Source organism: Hugenholtzia roseola DSM 9546 (genome assembly GCF_000422585.1).
Classification (GTDB): Bacteria; Bacteroidota; Bacteroidia; order Cytophagales; family Bernardetiaceae; genus Hugenholtzia; species Hugenholtzia roseola.
The window spans coordinates 21245-42042 of sequence record NZ_AUGI01000053.1 but is presented as its reverse complement, the minus strand read 5'-3'; the positions used below and the strand labels follow the sequence as shown (position 1 = coordinate 42042).

17 protein-coding genes are annotated in these 20798 nt (G+C 41.0%); 8 read left to right on the top strand and 9 right to left on the bottom strand.

Annotated elements, in window-relative coordinates; genetic code table 11:
* Window positions 1-185: 185 nt before the first annotated feature.
* Both G500_RS0106325 and G500_RS0106320 read right to left on the bottom strand, forming a co-directional pair.
* Complete coding sequence (locus tag G500_RS0106325; RefSeq protein WP_211220141.1) at window positions 186-1115, bottom strand: alpha/beta hydrolase family protein; 930 nt, start codon at window positions 1113-1115, stop codon at window positions 186-188.
* A 197-nt stretch (window positions 1116-1312) separates the two neighbouring features.
* Entirely contained in the window at window positions 1313-2143 is an 831-nt protein-coding gene (locus G500_RS0106320) for an Rpn family recombination-promoting nuclease/putative transposase (protein ID WP_027001965.1), read from the bottom strand.
* Window positions 2144-2628: 485 nt separating this feature from the next.
* Between G500_RS0106320 and G500_RS22545 the strand changes: the two genes are divergently transcribed.
* Together G500_RS22545 and coaD are read left to right on the top strand one after the other, a co-directional pair.
* Window positions 2629-4209, top strand: a complete 1581-nt coding sequence (locus G500_RS22545; RefSeq protein WP_154657047.1) for a glycoside hydrolase family 10-like protein — start codon at window positions 2629-2631, stop codon at window positions 4207-4209.
* Window positions 4210-4411: 202 nt separating this feature from the next.
* On the top strand, window positions 4412-4885 hold the full coding sequence (coaD, locus tag G500_RS0106300; protein ID WP_027001963.1) for a pantetheine-phosphate adenylyltransferase: 474 nt from the start codon (window positions 4412-4414) through the stop codon (window positions 4883-4885).
* Between the two features lie 5 nt (window positions 4886-4890).
* On the opposite strand, the gene G500_RS0106295 is transcribed toward coaD, so the two are convergent.
* Window positions 4891-6816 carry a DUF885 domain-containing protein gene (locus G500_RS0106295; protein ID WP_027001962.1) on the bottom strand — a complete coding sequence of 642 codons (1926 nt, stop codon included), beginning with the start codon at window positions 6814-6816 and terminating at the stop codon, window positions 4891-4893.
* Window positions 6817-6884: 68 nt separating this feature from the next.
* Between G500_RS0106295 and G500_RS0106290 the strand changes: the two genes are divergently transcribed.
* From G500_RS0106290 to G500_RS0106275, 3 genes are all read left to right on the top strand, one after another.
* Complete coding sequence (locus G500_RS0106290; RefSeq protein ID WP_027001961.1) at window positions 6885-7586, top strand: YjjG family noncanonical pyrimidine nucleotidase; 702 nt, start codon at window positions 6885-6887, stop codon at window positions 7584-7586.
* 78 nt (window positions 7587-7664) lie between these two features.
* Window positions 7665-8429 carry a type I methionyl aminopeptidase gene (gene map / locus G500_RS0106285; protein ID WP_027001960.1) on the top strand — a complete coding sequence of 255 codons (765 nt, stop codon included), beginning with the start codon at window positions 7665-7667 and terminating at the stop codon, window positions 8427-8429.
* Between the two features lie 381 nt (window positions 8430-8810).
* Window positions 8811-11084 carry an aconitate hydratase gene (locus G500_RS0106275; protein WP_027001958.1) on the top strand — a complete coding sequence of 758 codons (2274 nt, stop codon included), beginning with the start codon at window positions 8811-8813 and terminating at the stop codon, window positions 11082-11084.
* Between the two features lie 263 nt (window positions 11085-11347).
* Here the strand turns inward: G500_RS0106275 and G500_RS0106265 are convergent, their stop codons facing one another.
* The 6 genes from G500_RS0106265 to G500_RS0106240 all read right to left on the bottom strand — a co-directional run bounded on the left by G500_RS0106265 (window position 11348) and on the right by G500_RS0106240 (window position 15323).
* Window positions 11348-11662 (bottom strand): hypothetical protein, encoded by a 315-nt coding sequence (locus tag G500_RS0106265; protein WP_027001957.1) that lies wholly within the window; start codon window positions 11660-11662, stop codon window positions 11348-11350.
* Window positions 11659-12126 (bottom strand): hypothetical protein, encoded by a 468-nt coding sequence (locus tag G500_RS0106260; RefSeq protein ID WP_027001956.1) that lies wholly within the window; start codon window positions 12124-12126, stop codon window positions 11659-11661. The genes G500_RS0106265 and G500_RS0106260 overlap by 4 nt, the downstream gene beginning before the upstream one ends.
* A 248-nt stretch (window positions 12127-12374) precedes the next feature.
* The gene (locus G500_RS0106255) at window positions 12375-13013 is read right to left on the bottom strand and encodes a hypothetical protein (RefSeq protein WP_027001955.1); all 639 of its coding nucleotides are present in this window, start codon (window positions 13011-13013) and stop codon (window positions 12375-12377) included.
* Between the two features lie 241 nt (window positions 13014-13254).
* Window positions 13255-13821, bottom strand: a complete 567-nt coding sequence (locus G500_RS0106250; RefSeq protein WP_027001954.1) for an Imm43 family immunity protein — start codon at window positions 13819-13821, stop codon at window positions 13255-13257.
* A gap of 12 nt (window positions 13822-13833) precedes the next feature.
* The gene (locus G500_RS22540) at window positions 13834-14097 is read right to left on the bottom strand and encodes a barstar family protein (RefSeq protein ID WP_086047835.1); all 264 of its coding nucleotides are present in this window, start codon (window positions 14095-14097) and stop codon (window positions 13834-13836) included.
* A gap of 284 nt (window positions 14098-14381) precedes the next feature.
* Window positions 14382-15323: an Rpn family recombination-promoting nuclease/putative transposase gene (locus tag G500_RS0106240; RefSeq protein WP_245574466.1), complete on the bottom strand. Its 942-nt coding sequence runs from the start codon at window positions 15321-15323 to the stop codon at window positions 14382-14384.
* Window positions 15324-15709: 386 nt separating this feature from the next.
* On the opposite strand from G500_RS0106240, the gene G500_RS0106230 reads away from it, so the two are divergent.
* The 3 genes from G500_RS0106230 to G500_RS0106220 all read left to right on the top strand — a co-directional run bounded on the left by G500_RS0106230 (window position 15710) and on the right by G500_RS0106220 (window position 20737).
* Window positions 15710-16207, top strand: coding sequence for a hypothetical protein (locus tag G500_RS0106230; RefSeq protein WP_027001951.1), 498 nt, complete (start codon window positions 15710-15712; stop codon window positions 16205-16207).
* 231 nt (window positions 16208-16438) lie between these two features.
* Entirely contained in the window at window positions 16439-17527 is a 1089-nt protein-coding gene (locus G500_RS0106225; RefSeq protein WP_027001950.1) for an efflux RND transporter periplasmic adaptor subunit, read from the top strand.
* Between the two features lie 48 nt (window positions 17528-17575).
* Window positions 17576-20737 (top strand): efflux RND transporter permease subunit, encoded by a 3162-nt coding sequence (locus G500_RS0106220; protein ID WP_027001949.1) that lies wholly within the window; start codon window positions 17576-17578, stop codon window positions 20735-20737.
* The last annotated feature ends 61 nt before the right edge of the window (window positions 20738-20798 follow it).

Sequence of the window (20798 nt, the reverse complement as noted above, 5' to 3'; positions counted from 1 at the left end):
TTAGTTTTAATCTTTGTAATAATTTTTTTAATTTTGTAATTAAATTTTAGTAAAATAAAATAACTTGTAATAAAAACAAAAGTTAATAGTGTTTGTAATTGATTCATGTACTATATTTAGTTTTGTTTTATTTAACAACTAAAACCCCATTTTTGAGTAAATACTAAGACCTGCTGGTGTCACTCCTATTTTAGTAGCCACTTTATTAGTTCGTCATTGTCCACAATACTCCAAGAATGTGGATGCCTTTTGTTGTCAGGTTTTCTATAACCTTTGTTTTGCGTCGTTATTAGTTCTGCATTTTTATTTCCAAGTCTATTTAATTCGTTAATCATCGAGGAACATTCTGTTGCATTTATGTTTGTAAAATCGGCACCACGTTCATTTAGCCACCAATTAATGTCAGGTTCAGTGTATATTCTCAAAGGAATATTGATTAGTTTTTTTACTGCTGTTTGAGTTGTATCTGAAAATGAGTAAGGAGAAAGATTGTAATATTCTGTAATGTTTGTTTGTGGACTTCCACCTGTTTCTTTTTCAAGTCTGTCTATCATATAAATATTTTCCTGATTGACTTCACTAACTTTTGAAAGTCTAATATTTCTTTTGGCAGAGTTATAAAATCTTTCAAAGTCAAGTGGTGGGTCAATAGCAAAAACAGCTGCTGGTTTTACAGTCGAGTTTTCGGCATATTTAATCGCACAACTTCCACCAATTGAAAATCCACCTACATAAAACTTTTGGTCAGCAAATTTATATTTAGTAATTACATCATTTAAAATTCTGTCCAAACTTTGCTGACTCAAACTGTCTACACTAAAGGAAAATATCCCGTCTTGAAAAGTCGGGATAACCGTCAATATTCCATTCTGAGCTAATCTTTTTGGCAAGTCAGTCTGTTGCAAAACATTTTCTGCCGTTTCTCCAAAACCCGGGATAAGGAACAAGTAGCCTCCCCAAGGTTGTTTCGGTGGGTATATGATTGTATAACAGTTTTTTGTTGTGTCAGATTTATCAAGAAAAATCTTTTCAATTTTAAGATTAGATTTTATCTGTCTATTACATTTGATAGTAAAAAGTGAAAAAAGTATAACTATTAAAAAAAATCTATTCATAGAGGTCTATTTTTGGGTTATGTTGGGTTGTCCTATGCCTGCTGCATATCTAAATATATTTAATAAAGTAAAATTAAATAGCACTTTCCTTGCCCTGTACAAAAGTTTATAGAAAGTACAAAAGCCTAAACACGCACATTAGCCCGCCTTTTGGCTTTGCCGACTTTCAGTTCGCAAACATAATGTTGTCATCAGTTTTATTTTTTCAATTCAGCACGCAACTTTTCGATATACCCAAATGGTAAATCAGTCATTTGGTTTATAAAGTCATTATCAGAGCCTGCTAAAATCATTCGTTTCGCAATTTCTACTTCCCTTTCCTCAACTGCTGTTTCCAAAGCACTTTTTAAATCTCGGTATTGAATAAGACTTTGTTCGTAATTATCACGTTGTTGTGCAGTAAAACTTGCTAATTCTGCTGTACCAAAGGCTTTTTGAAAAATTGGCTCGTTGAGAATATTAGGAATATGGTCAAAACTTTCTAAATTTTTTAAAAAATAACACCACTTGTCAAACTTAGTTTTTAATTCATTTTCTTTTTTGTTAAACAAAGGCATTTGCAAAAACTTGAAATGCAATTTATCAAAAAACAAATCTCCATCTTGGTCTTTCAACGCAACATCACGCCTAAATTTACGTCTTTCCTCTGCCTCGTCATACTCAAAATCAAGGATTGCTACGAAATAAATAGGTTCTAACCTGAAATTCCACTCGCCCGTTTGGGCTTGCTCTCGGATTGGAAAAGTTACATAAAATAAACTTCTATCTTTGAAATATTTTACCTTCGCCTTTTGCATTTCTACGATAAATCTTTCACCCGAAAGTGCCTTGCAATGAATATCAAAAATAGCTTTTCTTTCTGCTGACAAATCAGCCAAATTTTCAACATTGCGAAAATTTAAGTCTGCAATTTGGTGATGGGCAGGCAAAAGTTGGTTCAGAAAATCGATTAAAAGGTCTTTATTTGCTTCTTCTCCAAAAAGTTTTTTGAAGCCAAAATCAGTATAGGGATTGATGTACTTTGCCATTGTCGTATTTCTTTTTGTTCGATTGCGAAGTTACGAATTTTTGGGCTACTTTTGAGGATTTTTCTTTTAAAATTGCGCCCGAAACGCCACCGTTACACACAAGCCCTTGCGCACTTTCAAAGTTTTTATACGCTTCTATCCGTTGTAAGTTACACCTTTTTTCCAAAGGGCGCAATTTTTTTTACTTTTTTGTTGTCAAAACTTACAGGGCTATTGATAAGTAAGTTGTAATAATAAATAAGTTTTTTTCGTCGCTTTTTTGAAGCGCGAGAAAGGTGTTTTTATTTTGCGCGATTCCTTATATTTGCCCAGCTTTCCTACTTTGCCCCTGCCTACAAAAAGCTATCAAAAATGAGGTAGCATTGATTCACAACTTCTAAAATGGATTTTGTTTTACTTGTAAGTTTTTGAAAATCAAGATTTTATGTAGGCAAAACTCACTTATAGGGGGCATTTTCAAATTTTTACCTTTTCCTATCCAAACTATGAAAATCGTTTTATTTTGCTTTTGTGCCTTTTTATCAATAGTACAGCCGCTTGGTGCGCAATCCTTTCAACCGAAGCGAGAATGGAGAGCGGCTTGGATTGCGACAATCAATAACAATGAATTTCCCTCTGCCAAAAATCTAACAACGGCACAGCAGCAGGCAGAGTTTCTGCAAATTTTGGAGGCGCACAAACAAAATAATTTCAACGCCCTTATGGTGCAGGTGCGCCCTGCCGCAGATGCTTTTTACTACTCACTTCGCGAGCCTTGGTCGGAATACCTAACAGGGAGGCAGGGACAAATGCCCGACCCCTTTTACGACCCCCTACAATTTATGCTCGAAGCCACACACGAAAAGGGCTTAGAGTTTCATGCTTGGTTCAATCCTTTTCGCGCCGTCTTTAATAAAAATAAGAGCCAACTTGCGCCTACTCACCTTACCTTATTGCGCCCTGAATGGTTTTTAGACTATGGCGAACAGCTTATTTTCAATCCTGCTCTGCCCGAAGTGCGCGAATACGTTACCGACATTATCGTAGAAGTTGCGCTAAGATACGACATAGACGGCGTTCATTTAGACGATTATTTTTATCCCTACCCCAAAAAAGAGGCACTACTCAACGATAGCAGTAGCTATTTGCAGTATGGGGCAGGAAAAGAATTGGCACAGTGGCGCAGAGAAAACATCAATCTTTTTATAGAATTATTGCACAAAAAAATAAAAAAGCACAAGCCTTATTTGAAAATTGGAGTAAGCCCCTGTGCCGTTTGGCGCAATCAGGAAAAAGACCCAAAGGGCAGTCCCACAAAGGCAGGAATCACCGCTTACGACGATTTGTATGCCGACGTGCGACTTTGGCTCGAAAAGGGGTGGCTCGATTATGTCGCCCCCCAAATTTATTTTAGCACACGCCATAAAACAGTCCCATTTTTTCCAACGCTGCAATGGTGGTCGGAAAATGCCTTTGGTAGGCACATTTACGCAGGTCATGCCGTCTATAAAGTAGGCAACGATAAGGATAGCACTTGGTTTGAAGCTGCCGAAATGCCGCGCCAGATTGCCTTGGTGCGCTCGCTCTATGAAACAAAAGGCGAGGTCTGTGCAGGAAGTGCTTTCTACAATTCAAAAGTTCTGCGCCAAAATCCAGCCGCTCTATGCGATTCCTTGCGCCAAACGCTCTATCAATTTCCTGCCTTGCCGCCTGCCATGACGTGGCTTGATGCCTTCGCCCCCCCTATGCCTACCCAATTTAGTGTGCAGGGTTCTGAAAAGGGAGCCATTCTGACTTGGCAACAACCAGATTTGGCACAGGCTACCGAAAAAACGGCTTATTTCCTTTTATACCGCTTCAAGGCAGAAGAGGCAATAGATTTAAACCGCATGGATAGGGTCTTGGCGCGTATCGAGGGCAAAAGCCGCAGTTTTATAGACACAGAAATTCGCCCCAAAGAGAGTTTTGTGTATGTCCTGACTGCCTTAGACCGCCTACACAATGAAAGCGTCCCTACACAAGCCTTGCTTTTTAAGATGAAAAAACGATATCTACGCCCCCAAACGGTTATTCATTTTGGTTTTTGAGGCTTTTTTCTCTTATTTGGGTGCGTGTTAGGCTCTAAAAATCAGATGCAAAGTAGGGACAAGGCATCGCCTTGTCCGTATTGAGATTGAAATAAAAAAGGGTTTTCAGAGCCAAAATAGGATTTAACCCAAATTTTATTTCGTGTAAGATTTGACAAAGTGAGATTTTTTTAAAATCGTAAAAAAATAAAACAATAAAAAAATGGAAAATTCGAAAATTGCCATCTTTCCCGGTTCTTTCGACCCCTTTACACGTGGGCATGAAGATGTAGTCCGCCGCGCCATAGGGCTTTTCGACCGCGTCATCATTGCCATTGGGTACAATAGCCAAAAAAAGCGTTTCTTTGAAGTCGAGATGATGAAAAAAGCCATCGCCTCTACCTTTGCCGACGAGCCGCGTGTTTCCGTAGAAATTTACTACGAACTAACGGCGAGTTTTGCTGCCAAAGTGGGAGCGCGATTTATCTTGCGCGGGATTCGCAACACAACCGATTTCGAGTATGAAACGCCTATTTCACAAGCCAATAAGCACGTCAATGCCGAAATAGAAACGGTCTTTCTCATTACTTCGCCCCAATATACCTTTATTAGCTCCTCTATCGTGCGCGACTTGTATCGCTTCGGACAAGATGTGAGCAAGTTTGTACCTTATCCCCTACCTATTTTCGAACCGTAGGCGCGTTATTCTTCTTTTTCTAAGGTTGTGGCAATGTACTTTTCTACCTGTTTTTGTAGAATAGAAAGCGGCATTTCGCCATCTTTGAGTAGCAAGTGGTGAAAATCGCGCAGGTTGAATTTTGCGCCCAAACGCTGTTCGGCTAATTTTCGCAATTCTAAAAAGCGAAGTTCGCCCATTTTAGCCGTACATGCCTGCCCCGGCTTTACCGCAATTTTATCGACTTCATTTGCCATAGCATCAGCAGAAAAACCCGTATGCCTGACCAAAAAATCTATCGCCTCTTGTCGTGTCCAACCTTTTAGATGCACCCCTGTATCTGTGGCAAGCAGAGCGGCAATAAAAATCTCTTTTTGCAGCCAACCCAAACGGGCATAGGGATTTTGCCAATAGCCCTTTTCTTGTAGCAAATGCAGGCTATAATGCGTCCAGCCTTCGGTAAAGGCAGGAAAATGCAGGAGTTTGCGAAAAGTAGGGCGTAACTCTGCCTCTTGCGGATTTTGTTGCAACAAAAATAGGTGCTTGCCCAAAATTTCGGCATAGATGCGAGCAGGCATGGCAAAGGTAGGCGATTCATTCAGATTGCGCAGGTTTGCATACAAAACGGCTTTTCCCTTTTCGTCCGCAGGCTGATAGGCAAGCAGGGGCATCTGCCCTTCGAGGGCTTTTTGTAGGCGCAAAACGGATAGGGCTTTGGTGGGCGGCTTGTGGAAAAGCAGCGGCAGAACCTCTTGTAAGTGATTGCTATGTGTCTGATAGTCAGCCAAACAAGCCTTTTCACCCATCTCATTGTGAGCATAAGAAAAGGCAGGGAGTTCCGAAATTTGGCGCAGCAGCGTATCGATGCCTGTTTGAGCGTCAAATCCTAAGGAATCGAGTAGAAAACGCATCTCCCCTTGTAGGCGGCTCACTTCTTTGAGTCCGATAAGGTGGGCATCTTCGGCAAATTCGGGGGCATAGTACGTATGGGCAGAAAAGGCAAAGGTATAGTATAGCTTGCTTGTTTCGGCTTCTTCGCCCATGTGTGTGATGCTAATGTCGGTGGGCGCATCTTCTAAAAGCGATTCTAAGTAGGCGATATGATTTTGGTAGGCAGGAAAAACCTCGTCTTCGATGGCTTGCTTGATTTCTATTTTCAATTCCTGACGCGCTTTTTCCAAGATATGGGGGCTTTCCGCCACTTTCCGATTGAAGTCTTTATAGAGGGGGTGATATTGGTAATCGGTGCTGATAAAGATTTTGAGTTCGTTGATGACGCGTTCTAAAATGTGGCGTGGAGGCAGCAGGTTGTCGTTGCGCCTTTTGTCTAAAACTTGATGCAGTTGTTCAAATTTTTGCCCAAATTTGGAGAGGCGTTCCAAATAATCTTCTGCATCAGAGAGGGTATGAATTTGATGAACTTCCATCATAAAATTGGGCAGGTCTATCGAAACGCCATCGATATGATTGACTAAGTGTTCGTAGCGATAAAACTCGTGTCGGAGGATTTCTTTTTCTAAATAAGCATCTAAGATGTCGGTAGAAAGCAGTTGGGCGGCACTTTGTTGGGAGCGTTTGTAGCTTTTGAGCAGGTCGAAATTGCGGGCAATGCGGCTCTGATAGCGTTCCTCATAGCTCGAATCGGAGATATTGGTCAGCTCGTCGTTCTGATATTTTAAGCCGTAAGCGTCTAAAAGGTGCAAACGGCTTAGGAGTTCGGGGTCGTCCAAGCCTTTTTCTATGAAGACGCGCTCATAAAACCAGTTGATGTCGAAGGGTTTGAACCACATCAAATTAGCAATCCAAATCAGGATACTACAAAAGCCTACCCCTAAGAGCCAAAGGCGGGTCTTCGGCTTTTGTAGCCACTGCCACGTGGCTTGTGGCGTGTGCTGCGTCTGTTCTGTTGAGGGAGAGAGAATACCGCTGGGCTTTCGAGAGAAGGTTATCAAAGCAAAAAGTGTCTTAGATTTCTGTTTTAGGAAAATTGCACCGAAATTTACGACGAAAAGTCCAATTTATGAAAAAAATCACGCATCTATTTTTTGATTTAGACCACACCCTTTGGGATTTCGACACCAACTCGCGCCAAACCCTTCTCGCCCTTTATGCGACACACGCCTTGCAGGAGCGCGTAGGGGCTGATTTTGAGGCTTTTTTTCGCGCCTTTCAAAAGACGACACAAGGTCTTTGGCAAGCCTATAACGACAATCAAATCGATAAGGAGGGAATCCGTTATGCGCGTTTTCGGCGTGTTTTCGCCCTTTTGGAAGCCGACCCCGACACTGTGCCTGTCGATTTGGAGAGTCAATATCAGCACCTCTGTCCGCGACAGCCTGCCCTGATGCCCTATTGTGTAGAAACCTTAGAAAAGTTGGCAAATAGTGGTTTTCACCTTCATATCATTACCAATGGTTTTGAAAAAACGCAACGCACCAAACTAAAATATTCGGGTATCCTACCTTTTTTTCAGACGGTAGTAACCTCTGAATGTACGGGATTTAAGAAGCCTGCGCCCGAAATTTTTTGGCATGCCCTTCAAAAAAGCAACTGCCAAATTGAAGAAGCCCTGATGATAGGCGATAGTTTGGATTCGGATATCAAGGGGGCAAGCCTGATTGCGATGCAAAGTCTTTTCTACAATCCGCAAAGGCAGACTTTTATCCTACCCCAAGGGGCAAAAAGTATCCATTGTTTGCGTCAGATTCCCGATAATATTTGAAAACTTCTGACCAGCAGAAACATTCAACCAAACTGTTTTCAAAGTTTTAATTCGTATCACTTAAATTTCATTTTTCTTATGTCTATTACAAAAGAGTCGGAGTGGTTAGGTATGCAAAAAGTCAGCGAGGCGGTGGCTTATACCCTTAAAGAGATGTGCCAATATGCCCAAGTGGGTATGACCACAAAGGAGTTAGACGACTTTGGAAAGCGTCTTTTAGAGGGCTTTGGTGCAAGGTCTGCCCCCAAACTGACCTATAATTTTCCCGGTACTACCTGCATTAGCGTAGGCGGCGAATTTTGCCATGGCATACCTTCACAGCACAAAATTTTGAAAGAAGGCGACCTTATCAATATCGACGTATCGGCGGAATTAGGGGGCTTTTGGTCTGATAATGGGGCTTCTTTTGTTTTGGGTCAGGATATAAATGGACATCAAGCCTTAGTAGAAGCCTCGAAAGCGATTCTGAAAAAAGCCCTGCAAAACATAAAGGCAGGAGTCAGGATTTCGCAAGTGGGCGAACTAATTGAAAAAGAAGCCAAAAAGAGGGGCTATCGCGTCATCAAAAACCTGACAGGGCATGGCATCGGGCGCAGTTTGCATGAAGCACCCTCGGAAATAGCCAACTTCAAAGACCGCTTCAATTTCGAACGCTTCAAAAAAAATTCCGTCGTGGCGATTGAAACCTTTATCGCCACAACTTCCAACTACGCCATTCCCCTTGCCGACGGCTGGACGATGGTAGGCGATAAAGGCGGCTACATGGCACAGCACGAGCATACGATTGTGGTTACAGAAAATAGCCCCATTATCCTGACCAATACCAATGCAATTTTTGCATAGTAGATTTTTTTTTGTAAAAATAAGATAGTTTTTTCTGCCCTTTAAAGGGTCTTCAAAAGCCCATTCCCTTGCTGCAAATCATCTTTGTATCAAAGGGTGGGGCTTTTATTTTTTTCGAAGCCTTAGAAAGCCCTGCTGGTCGAAATTTTGAAAATAAAGGTGCAACTAAGTCTTTTTTTTGTAACTTTGGCGTGCATCTCTTTGTGGGGTTGTCATTTTTACAATAAAAATGCGCTGCCCCTTTCATACCAAACCAAAAACTGTTTGCCCAAAATACGCCAAAAGCATTGAAGCGCAGTTTGTGGGTGCATTGCCTTCTGAAAATACTCACCCTTCTATCGTACTCAATTCCATCATACTCAAAAAACATTTAATACGTCTATGGCACTCTTTGATTTAGATATGATTCAGGGCGTTTATGCCTCTTTCAAGCAGCGTGTAGATAAGGCACGTCAGATAGTAGGTCGTCCGCTGACCCTTACCGAAAAAATCTTGTATGCGCACCTTTATCAGGGCGAGGCTACCGAAGCCTACGAGCGCGGCAAATCGTATGTAGATTTTGCTCCCGACCGTATCGCCTGCCAAGACGCAACGGCACAGATGGCACTCCTACAATTTATGCAGGCAGGAAAGAGCAAAGTCGCCGTTCCTACTACTGTCCATTGCGACCACCTCATTCAGGCAAAAACAGGCGCAAGCGAAGACTTACAAGCCGCTTTGAATAGCAGCAACGAAGTTTTTAATTTTTTAGAGTCCGTTTCTAATAAATACGGCATTGGCTTTTGGAAACCGGGAGCAGGGATTATCCACCAAGTTGTCTTAGAAAATTACGCCTTCCCGGGGGGTATGATGATTGGTACAGACTCGCATACGGTTAATGCAGGCGGCTTGGGCATGCTTGCTATCGGCGTAGGCGGTGCAGATGCCGTCGATGTAATGGCAGGCATGGCGTGGGAATTGAAATTCCCCAAACTTATTGGCGTAAAGCTAACGGGCAAACTAAGTGGCTGGTCTGCACCCAAAGATGTCATCTTGAAAGTAGCGGAAATCCTAACCGTAAAAGGCGGCACAGGCGCAGTGGTAGAATATTTTGGCGAAGGTGCAGTTGCGATGTCTTGCACAGGAAAAGGCACGATTTGTAATATGGGGGCGGAAATTGGCGCAACTACTTCTACTTTTGGGTATGATGAATCGATGGAACGCTACCTCAAAGCCACAGGCAGAGAAGCCGTAGCGGAGGCGGCAAATCAAATCAAGACCTACCTCACTGCCGACCCCGAAGTGTATGCCAATCCTGAAAAGTATTTCGACCAAGTTATCGAAATCAATCTTACCGAATTGAAGCCTTTATTAAACGGTCCTTTTACGCCTGATTTGGCTACGCCTGTGGGTGAGATGACCGAAAAGGCAAAGAAAAACGACTGGCCTCTCGAAGTAGAATGGGGACTTATTGGCTCTTGTACCAACTCCTCTTATGAAGACCTTTCTCGCGCTGCCTCTATTGCCAAACAAGCCTTAGACAAGGGCTTGAAAACAAAGGCAGAGTTTGGCATCAACCCCGGTTCTGAACAGGTACGTTATACTGCCGAAAGAGATGGCTTATTGGAGATTTTTGAAAAGCTCAATGCTAAAATTTTTACAAATGCTTGCGGTCCTTGTATCGGACAATGGGCAAGGTATAATGACCCCAAAAATGCACCCAAAAATAGCATCATCCACTCTTTCAATAGAAATTTTGCCAAACGCGCAGACGGCAATCCTAATACACATGCCTTTGTAGCCTCGCCCGAATTAGTGGCTGCCATTGCGATTGCAGGGCGTTTAGATTTCAACCCACTCACTGACACGCTTATCAATGAAAAAGGCGAAGCGGTGATGTTAGATGAGCCTACGGGTTTTGAGCTGCCCCCACGCGGTTTTGATGTAGAAGATGCGGGCTACATTGCACCTGCCGAAGATGGTTCTGGTGTCAATGTCGTAGTCGACCCTAAATCGGAGCGTTTGCAACTTTTAGACCCCTTCCTTCCTTGGGACGGTAAAAACATCACAGGTGCGAAATTGCTTATCAAAGCCTTTGGAAAATGTACCACCGACCACATTTCTATGGCAGGGCCTTGGTTGCGTTATCGCGGTCATTTAGACAACATCTCTAATAATTTGCTTATTGGCGCGGTCAATGCCTTCAATCAGATGACTAATTCGGTCAAAAATCAGCTCACAGGTGAGTACGGCGAAGTGCCTGCGGTACAACGCGCTTACAAGGCGGCAGGGATTCCGACTATTGTCGTAGGCGACCAAAATTACGGCGAAGGCTCTTCGCGTGAGCATGCCGCTATGGAGCCGCGCCATTTGGGAGTGAAAGCCGTTTTGGTGAAGTCTTTTGCGCGTATTCACGAAACAAACCTCAAAAAGCAAGGCATGCTTGCCCTTACTTTTGCAAACCCTGCGGATTACGACAAAATTCAGGAAGACGACACCATCGACTTCTTAGACTTGGACAAATTTGCACCTAATAAGCCCCTCACCATTCGCCTGACACACAAGGACGGCACGACGGACGAGTTCTTGGCAAATCATACCTACAATGAAGGGCAAATCGGCTGGTTTAGAGCAGGTTCTGCCTTGAATTTGATTAAAGAAAAAGCAAATATCTAAGCAGAATTTTAAAAACCAACAGTGCCATAAGCAGCTTCTGCGGTGCTGTTGGTTTTTATTTTAAAAATAAAATGACGATAAATAAAATCCTGCGCCGTTGTTGGTGTCTCTACCAATGACTGAAAAGTTTATTTTTGGGTTATGGGAACACTACGCACAACTGATGGAGTGGAAAACCATCAAATATTAAAAAAAATACTAACACTTTGTCAAGCCTTAGGGCTAAGGGTAATTTTTTATCATTTGTTGCAAAGTTCATCTCCCTATTTATTTATAGAAGTATTAAGGTTTAAATTTAGATGTAGCTTTATTAACTCCCTCATTTCTGAGGAGTCTTCTGCTTCTCCTTTTTCTATTACTTCAATATTTCCTTTTTCTATATCTTCTGGGCTTCTTCCCTGCTCTACTTCATAATGCCAGCAATGATTTAGATAAGAAATATAAAGCAATTTGTTAGGTATTTTTACATTCATCATTCCTACTGCCAAATCATCATTCCAATAATCTTTAAAAACAATTTGGTTTTCAAACTCTGTCTTGCAAATATTAATGAGTACAATTAATTCTAAAATTTTCATTTTATTACTTTGTGAATTGTCAACCATTCTTCCAAGTTAAAACCTTCAGGATTGCGGTAGTGTTGTAAAATGTCTACACTTACAGAATTTTCTTCTAATGATATGAAATCAGCGTGCATTTCAGAGCCTTTATGCTTCCAGACAATTTCTTTTTTTTCAATATCATAGAGCATCCATTCGCGTTGATTAGTGCCTACACTCCAATTATTTAGGTCTTTATCGTCTGAGTGTTCGGCTTTGAAAAGCAATAACTTGGTATCTTTGGAAAAAATACTTTGCCTAAAATGAAGTAGTGTACGATAACCAATTTCTGAAAAAGGAATATGCAAAACTTCCTCACCTGATAAAATATCATACCTACTAACACCTTCACTCCCCGTTGGGCGTAGTCTCTGACTACGACCTATCAGTATGGCAAATCTTGGATTTGCGTTGTAAGATACTACAAAAATAGCAAAAAACAAATACAAAGTGCTATTTTGTCTATGTTTTAATAGTAGCAGCCCTGCAAATCTAACATTTGCGGAATGGATTAGGCGTAGTCGCAGATGAAGCCTAACATTTGGGTTATTTTTTGGTTATAGGAACACTATGAATAACGGAGCGGTACTATACCTACTTGTTATCAAATATTTTGATATTATTGAATCATATTTTCAAAGTAAAGTTTCCGATTAAAATAATATTTTTGTTGCCTGTACTCATAAAAAAGTTAATAATCCCCCATAAATCGCCTTACTCTTTCCATAATTTTTTCGCTTTCCTCATCATTGAAAAAAGAACCCAAACGAATAGGGTGCGAAATTTCAGGTAAATCTGCCAATTCATCGAGTGAGATTTCTTCGTCGGCTTGCAGTAAATGCTTGCCTGCCAATTCAGTAATGCCAATCTCTTTCCAATCTAAGTTCATTTCAATACAAGGATTTTTATCTTTGAATTGAAAATTATGGGTAAATTCTTGTAGATACAAAGTTTGTTCTTCGTTTAGTTTGGCATAAAATACACCTTCGACAGGCAAGAATGATGCATATTCTCCTTTATTATCAGGATATTCAAAACCTTCTTTTTCTTGCGGCAAATAAGAAAATTTGACACCTTCTAAGCCTTTTATTTCTAAGGTAATTTTTTCTAAAATATCCTCTGCCAAAGCCACAATTTTTCCATCTTCAATCTGTACAACAGAGGCAAAAACTCCGTAAAAAAAGACGAGATGAGGCTCAGAAGCAAGCATATAGTACAGCCAGCCTTCTAAATTATCACGATTAGTCGTGCAAAAATCGGTTTCAAAAAAGCCTCCGCCTGCTTGCGAATAGAAGTAGGCATAGTAAAAAGATTTGTTGGTTTGTTTCATAAAAAATTTAGTTAAATGTTATCCACTCATCATCTCAGATATTGAGATAATGATATATTTTGCTATTCTCACGAAGTATTTTATTCAAGTTTTCCACTAATTGCGCTCCATTGAGTAAAAATGGAGGTTCTTGGGTAAATTGGTGATAATAGATATGCCAATTATCAGAAATAGTGAAGTCAAATTTTATGCCAATTATCAGAAATAGTGAAGTTAAATTTTAGGCTTATATTCATTTCTTTTATTTCCTATAATTTTCTAATTTCATAAAATCAATGCCTAATAAGTTAGATTTTTCAATTTCTTCTTTGAGTCTTGCACTGAGCAAGATAATAGTGCGTAGTTCTTTTATTCTTACAATATGACTATTTTGCATTGCTTCTGGCTTGATGACTAAATTATACACCCTTGATATTACTTTTTCTGTAGAAGAATAGGTTTCAAAAACAGATTTTTCCCAATCAAAACAAGCACAATGATTCAAAATATTCATAAACGAATAAGAAGTATCTACCTCGTTTGTTTTTTTGTAGATGAGTTGTATAGGGTGAAATGCTAAATGGCTTGGTTCAAATTGTAACAAAATTTCTTTGAATCGATGAGAAACTACAGGAAAAGACATCACGCCTGCCAAATAGTCAGTTTTACGTTGTTGCTTTGAGTCGTAATATAATTGTGGCATTTTTTCGGGGCTTTCTATGGGCTTACCCTCTGCAAAATGTTCATCAAATTCATCACTTTCGCTATACTCGTTGATGAACAAATCGCCTTTTTGTACTTTTTTATCCAAAAAATAAAAATTCTCCATATTTTCCAGTGTTTAATAGATTACAATACTTTTTTCGTGGTTTGCAAAAAATTGGTTATAGTCTTTTACTATTTGGCAAAGTATCTCAAAATCTTTGGGTGAAATTTTCTGTAAACTTGCCGTATGTGTTTCTACCAAACCTGTGATAGCATCCCAGAATGCGTCCCAATTTTTGCCATAAAAATCAGGAAATTCCAATAACTTACCTATTTCTGTATGAAATTGGGCAAGAGAGGAAATATTTTGGCAAGAGAAAGTCATTTTATTTCCCATCATTTCACATAAGTTACGCCGTTGTTGGTGTCCCCACCAATGACTGAACTTTACTCCTTATCAGTATGGCAAATCTTTGATTTGCGTTGTAAGATACTGCTAAAATAGCAAAAAAACAAATACAAAATGCTGTTTTGTCTATGTTTTAATAGCAGCAGCCCTGCAAATTTTAGACTTGCTAAATGAATAAGTCTTAGTCGCAGATGAAGCCTAACATTGAAAGCACATCAGCCCGCTTTTGGGCTTCGCCGACTTTCAGTTCGCCAACATAATGTTAGGCACAGTTTTTAGTCTTTTTCGTTACGCAATGCTTCTATTTGTTCAACTGTTAAACCTGTGTAAAGAACAATTTTGTCGTTAGGTTCATTATTTACTAACATAATGTTAGCCATTTCAACTGCTTTTTCTTGCTTTGCTTCTAACTTTGCTGTGTATTCTACACTAATTTCAATACGTCTGTTTTCTTGAAAACGGTCATACATTTTCTTTTCTTCTTCTGTCAAACTTTCGTAACGCATTTTTTCTTTTGCCTTGTCCAAGCCTTTCGCTTTGAAAGTATCTTTTACTTCGCTATTTTTAAGAAAATAAACCCATTCATCAAGCGTATTTTTGGCAACATTATTAAAGTTATTTACTTTCAAAATATAGTATTTTGGAAAAATATCAGATACCTTTTCCACTTTGAAATCTTGTTTTTGCAAAGTTGTTGGGGTTAAAATATCCTTTTCGTGCAAGCCGACGAACTCTCCTTTGTATTCATAGACATAATCCTTGCCTTGCCCTAAACCAAAATAAACAATATTGATAGAGTAGATTTTTTTGATAGTGCCGTAAGGTTCGCCTTCTTTGATATATTCCGTAACTAATTTGGAAACACCAAAAAGCATACGATGGAAATAATCAATTTCAGAGTCTTGCTGCACTTCTACAAGCATTAGCTCATTATTTTGACTTTTTACCAAAATATCTACTCGGTTATACTTATCATATTCGTCTTGCTTGTTGCCTTCGCTTTCTAAAATGCTCTCTATTGTTACATCAAAACGAAGCAACTCCGATAAAAAACCTTCCAAAATACCGAAATTGGCTTTGTGGCGTAGCAATTTTTTCATTGCCCAATCAAAACGAATTAGCTTTTTGCTCATAAAATTTTGAATTTTAGAATTTGCTACAAAGATACAAAAAGTCAAGTAAGTTTGTCGTTTACTTGACTTTTCAAAGATTATCACCCCGTTGGGCGTAGTCTCCGACCTATCAGTATGGCAAATCTTTGATTTGCGCTGTAAGATACTGCAAAAATAGCAAAAAACAAATACAAAATGCTGTTTTGTCTATGTTTTAATAGTAGCAACCCTCGTGCGCCGTTGTTGGTGTCCCCATCAATGACTGAAAAGATTAAGCCGAAAGGGGTAGGGACGGCATTGAGTGGTTTCACAAAAAATAAAATGATACATTCGCCCAAAGTTATGGGACAAAAGTCGTATTTTAGGAGGGGAGGGCTTGTGTGCGTATTAACATTTTCTACCTTTGCGCGTATCTTATTTGAGCAAACAGACTTATTTTCAAAACCCCATCTCAAAATGCAAACTGCCCTTTGAGGCAGTGCGCTAAGAAAATGCAAAATTCCCTACATATCCAATCTTTCGGACAGAAGGCAGCTCCCTACAAAAATCTAAGCCCACTTAGATTTTGGCAGGTGCTTTTGCTTCTGGTGTGGTCTTTTGTTTTTTCTCAATTTGGGACTTCTTTGGCACAAGTAAAGACCGATTTAGGATTGCCTTTGGGTTCGTATTTTGAAAATCTGATTGCCCAAACTTGGCAACAGGAAAAGACCGACCTTTGGCTCTATCAAACCGAGGAATCGCATCTACCCCTAACCGAAGTGTTGCCCGATAAGATAGAAGTTGAGGAAAAGAAGCCCGAATCTAACAAACAAAAATGCAAGGCAGGGTTAAAGGCAGTAGGTCTGAAACATAAAATAGAACAGATTGGCGAAATTGTCTTCCTACAAAAAACGTTATTTTTAGCTCTCGAAAAACAAAACTGTACGCGCAACCACCTTCCACTATTCCTACTTTTTCATAGTTGGAAATCTTTTCTGTGTCGTATCTAACTTAAAAAAGTTTATTTTCTTTTCAATCTTGGCAGTTGAGAAAGGCTGATAATCAGCCTCTTAATAGCGGTTTTCTTTGTTGCGAAACAATGAGGTGCGAAACACTTAGCCCCTAAATTTTAACGTAGCGCAAAGGTCTGCCCTCGTTCTTGTTGCCAATTTAGGATTTGATTAGAAAATGAATAACTAAATTCTTTTTGAATACCATTTACACGTTTAAAAATAAAAAATATGTACTTTACAAAATTTACTTTTCTACTCGTAGGAATTGCACTTTTCCTACAAGGCTGCCAGAGTCATGCCGAAAAACCGCACGAAGTAGGCAAACTTTTGGTAACGACTCCTTTTGCACAAGATACTACCATTCTCAAAGAGTATGTCTGTCAAATTCGCGCCATTCAACATATCGAGATACGTGCCTTAGAAAGAGGCTACTTGCAGGAAACCTTTGTAGATGAAGGACAGCTTGTAAGAAAAGGAACGCAGATGTTTCAAATTATGCCTGCCCTTTATCAGGCAGAAACACACAAGGCAGAGGCAGAGGTGAACTTTGCCAAGATAGAGTATCAAAATACCAAAGTGTTGGCAGATAGCAATATTGTTTCTAAAAATGAATTAGCCTTAGCAAAGGCGAAATTAGACAAAGCCAATGCGGAATTAGAATTGGCACAGGCGCATCTGAATTTTACCAAAATACAAGCTCCTTTTGATGGCATCATGAACCGCTTGGAAGTGCGTTTGGGCAGTTTGGTAGAAGAAGGCGAGCTACTCACTACTTTGTCGGACAATAGCAAAATGTGGGTCTATTTCAATGTTCCCGAAGCAGAATATTTAGACTATGCCACCAATGGCAAGAAAGGCGAACCCTTGAAAGTCAGGCTTCAAATGGCAAATAAAAAGATTTTTGACCAAGTAGGTATTGTAGAAACCATCGAGGCAGACTTCAACAACGAAACGGGCAATATTGCCTTTCGCGCCACCTTTCCCAATCCGAATGCGATTTTAAGACATGGCGAAACAGGAAATATCCTAATGCCTACAACGCTTGAAAATGCGTTGCTCATTCCACAGAAGGCTACTTTTGAGGTCTTAGACAAAAAATATGTCTATGTGGTAGATGATAAAAATCGCGTACAGACCCGCCTAATTGAGGTAGCCGCCGAATTGCCACACCTTTATATCGTGAGCAAGGGGCTTTCGGTAGAGGATAAGGTCTTGATAGAGGGCTTGCGAAAGGTGAAAAATAATCAGGAGATTGAATATAATTTCGAGGAGCCAGAAAAGGTCTTGACGGCTTTAAATGCCTTGCATGCAGAATAAGGTTTAAAAATCAAGATTTTATATCATTATCTTAAAAATAATAAGGCTATGTTTCGTAAATTTATTCAACGCCCTGTACTGGCGATAGTCATTTCGCTGCTCATCATTTTTTTGGGAGCTTTAGCGATTGCGACCCGACCAATTTCTCAATTCCCTGAAATTGCGCCGCCGCGTGTCATGGTTTTCATTCACTACCCAGGGGCAAGTGCTGACGTTTTGGTCAATTCTACCCTGATTCCCTTAGAACGTTCCATCAATGGCGTGCAAGACATGCAGTATATCCTTTCTGATGCTACCAGCGCGGGGGAGGCGACGATACAAATTGTCTTCGAGCCGGGTACAGACCCCAATGCTGCCGTCGTCAATGTCAAGACGCGCATAGACCAAGTCATGAACAATTTGCCCCCTTTGGTGCAGCGCGAAGGGGTTGTGATTACACCTATGCAGCCGAGCATGCTTATGTATGTCAATTTGTATAGTAAAGATAAAAATGCAGATGAGAAATTTTTGTATAATTATGCCAACGTGCATTTGATTCCCGAATTGCAACGCATTAAAGGCATGGGACGCGCTCAAATTTTGGGAAGCCGCCAATATGCCATGCGCGTGTGGCTCAAACCCGACAGAATGAGAGCCTACAACCTTTCCACCGAAGAAGTGTTGGCGGCGATAGACGAGCAAAGCGTTATCGGACGACCCGGACGCTTGGGGCAGAGTTCGGGCAAATCGGCACAATCCTTAGAATACGTCCTGACCTACAAAGGGCGATTTAATAAACCCGAAGAATATGGCGAAATTATCGTCAAGGCAACACCCGAAGGCGAAATTTTGAAGCTCAAAGATGTGGCAGAGGTAGAATTGGGTAGTGAATTTTTCGACATCTATTCTAACAAAGACGGCTACCCTGCGGCTTCCATTGTCTTGAAGCAGAACTTTGGCAGCAACGCCAGCAAGGTCATCGAGGACATCAAACTCAAATTAGAGGAGATGAAACAAGATTTTCCGCCCGGTATGGATTACGAAATTAGCTACGACGTATCCAAATTTGTAGATGCCTCGATAGATAAGGTCTTACATACCCTTGTGGAGGCTTTTGTCTTGGTTGCCTTTGTGGTCTTCATTTTTTTGGGCGATTGGCGTTCTACCCTTATTCCTACTTTGGCAGTGCCTGTTTCGCTTGTGGGGGCATTTATTTTTATGCAACTCTTGGGGCTTACCATCAATCTTATCACGCTTTTCGCCTTAGTGTTGGCGATTGGGATTGTCGTAGATGATGCGATTGTGGTAGTGGAAGCCGTCCATGCGAAGATGGAAGAATTTACGCACCTAACGCCCTATCAGGCAGTTCGTTTGGTTCTCGATGAAATCAGCGGCGCAATTATCGCCATTACCTTGATTATGATGGCGGTTTTTATTCCTGTGGCTTTTATGAGCGGTCCGGTGGGGATATTTTACCGTCAATTTTCTATTACGATGGTGAGTGCGATTTTCCTTTCGGGGGTTGTCGCCCTGACGCTCACGCCTGTTCTTTGCGCCATTATTTTGAAAAATAAACATGGCAAAGTTAGGAAGCGCAATTTTATAGAAATTGCATTAGAAAGTTTTAACCATAAATTTGAAAAAGGCACGAATCTTTATGTCGACTTGTTGCGCCTTATTGTCAATCGAAGGGTGGTTACTTTCGCGGTTTTGCTTGCCTTTGCCTTTGGGGTTGTTTTTGTAAATGAGGAACTGCCCAGCGGCTTTATACCCAACGAAGACCAAGGCATGATTTACGCCATTATCCAAACGCCCCCGGGAACGACGCTTGAAAGAACCAACGCCGTTGCGCGTGAGCTACAAAAAATTGCTGAGGAGGTAGAGGGTATCCAATCGGTTTCTTCTTTGGCGGGTTATGAAATCCTGACCGAAGGGCGCGGCTCGAATGCAGGCACTTGCCTTATCAACCTAAAAGATTGGAACGAAAGGCATCATTCGGTTCATCATATCATTGAAGAATTAGAAGAAAAAACAAAGGACTTAGGTGCGATTATCGAATACTTCGAGCCGCCTGCTGTCCCCGGTTATGGTTCTTCTGATGGTTTTTCGTTGCGCTTATTAGACAAAGGCACAACCACAGACTATCAAGAATTTGACAAAATCAACCAAGATTTTATGGCTGCCTTAGCCCAGCGAAAAGAGCTAACAGGGCTTTTTACCTTCTTTGCTGCCAACTACCCCCAATACGAACTCATCATCGACAACGAATTAGCCATGCAAAAAGGCGTTTCTATCGGCAGGGCAATGGAAAACCTCGACGTGCTTATCGGCAGTACCTACGAACAGGGCTTTATCCGTTTTGGCAACTTCTTCAAAGTTTATACCCAAGCAGCCCCCGAATATCGCAAGATGCCTTCCGACATCACAAACCTTTTCATCAAAAACGACCATGACGAAATGGTGCCGTACTCCTCCTTCATGACGGTGAAAAAGACGCAAGGACCCAACGAAATCACGCGCTTCAACCTCTACATGTCGGCTTCCATACGGGGCGTACCTGCCAAAGGCTACACCAGCGGTGATGCCATCAAAGCGATACAGGAAGTAGCCAAACAAACGTTGCCACAAGGCTACGACATCGCTTGGGAAGGGCTTTCCTACGACGAGGCAAAGCGCGGAAACGAGGCAATTTATATTTTCGTTGTTGTTTTAGTCTTTGTTTATTTGGTTTTGGCTGCCCAATATGAAAGTTTTATCATTCCCTTAGCCGTTATTTTCTCACTGCCTCCGGGCGTATTTGGGTCATTTTTGCTTTTGGAGCAGATGGGATTAGCCAACGATATTTATGCCCAAATTGGGCTTATTATGTTGGTCGGATTGTTGGGTAAAAATGCCGTTCTGATTGTAGAATTTGCCGTTCAGAAACACGAACAAGGCGCAACCGTTTTAGAAGCCGCCATCGAAGGGGCGAAGGCGCGTTTTCGCCCTATCTTGATGACCTCTTTTGCCTTTATTGCGGGTCTGATTCCGCTCGTGATTGCCACAGGTGCAGGGGCGATTGGCAATAGAACCATTGGCGCATCTTCTTTGGGTGGTATGCTTTTCGGTACAATTTTCGGCGTAATTATCGTTCCGGGTCTGTATTATATTTTCGGAAAGATTGCCGAAGGTAGAAAACTTATCAAAGACGAAGACGAATCGCCCTTGACCGAACACGAAGAACATAGCTAATCCCCAAATGGGTGCTATCTATCAGATTATAGCTGTCGGCAATGGGTCGACAGCTTCCTTC

Excerpts from the sequence above, each read along its gene's own strand:
- G500_RS0106325 (WP_211220141.1), bottom strand. The coding sequence starts at position 1,115 with ATGAATAGATTTTTTTTAATAGTTATACTTTTTTCACTTTTTACTATC.
- G500_RS0106220 (WP_027001949.1), top strand. The coding sequence starts at position 17,576 with ATGTTTCGTAAATTTATTCAACGCCCTGTACTGGCGATAGTCATTTCG.
- G500_RS22545 (WP_154657047.1), top strand. The coding sequence starts at position 2,629 with ATGAAAATCGTTTTATTTTGCTTTTGTGCCTTTTTATCAATAGTACAG.
- G500_RS0106320 (WP_027001965.1), bottom strand. The coding sequence starts at position 2,143 with ATGGCAAAGTACATCAATCCCTATACTGATTTTGGCTTCAAAAAACTT.
- G500_RS0106290 (WP_027001961.1), top strand. The coding sequence starts at position 6,885 with ATGAAAAAAATCACGCATCTATTTTTTGATTTAGACCACACCCTTTGG.
- G500_RS0106275 (WP_027001958.1), top strand. The coding sequence starts at position 8,811 with ATGGCACTCTTTGATTTAGATATGATTCAGGGCGTTTATGCCTCTTTC.
- G500_RS0106225 (WP_027001950.1), top strand. The coding sequence starts at position 16,439 with ATGTACTTTACAAAATTTACTTTTCTACTCGTAGGAATTGCACTTTTC.
- map (WP_027001960.1), top strand. The coding sequence starts at position 7,665 with ATGTCTATTACAAAAGAGTCGGAGTGGTTAGGTATGCAAAAAGTCAGC.
- G500_RS22540 (WP_086047835.1), bottom strand. The coding sequence starts at position 14,097 with ATGATGGGAAATAAAATGACTTTCTCTTGCCAAAATATTTCCTCTCTT.
- G500_RS0106250 (WP_027001954.1), bottom strand. The coding sequence starts at position 13,821 with ATGGAGAATTTTTATTTTTTGGATAAAAAAGTACAAAAAGGCGATTTG.
- G500_RS0106265 (WP_027001957.1), bottom strand. The coding sequence starts at position 11,662 with ATGAAAATTTTAGAATTAATTGTACTCATTAATATTTGCAAGACAGAG.
- G500_RS0106255 (WP_027001955.1), bottom strand. The coding sequence starts at position 13,013 with ATGAAACAAACCAACAAATCTTTTTACTATGCCTACTTCTATTCGCAA.
- coaD (WP_027001963.1), top strand. The coding sequence starts at position 4,412 with ATGGAAAATTCGAAAATTGCCATCTTTCCCGGTTCTTTCGACCCCTTT.
- G500_RS0106230 (WP_027001951.1), top strand. The coding sequence starts at position 15,710 with ATGCAAAATTCCCTACATATCCAATCTTTCGGACAGAAGGCAGCTCCC.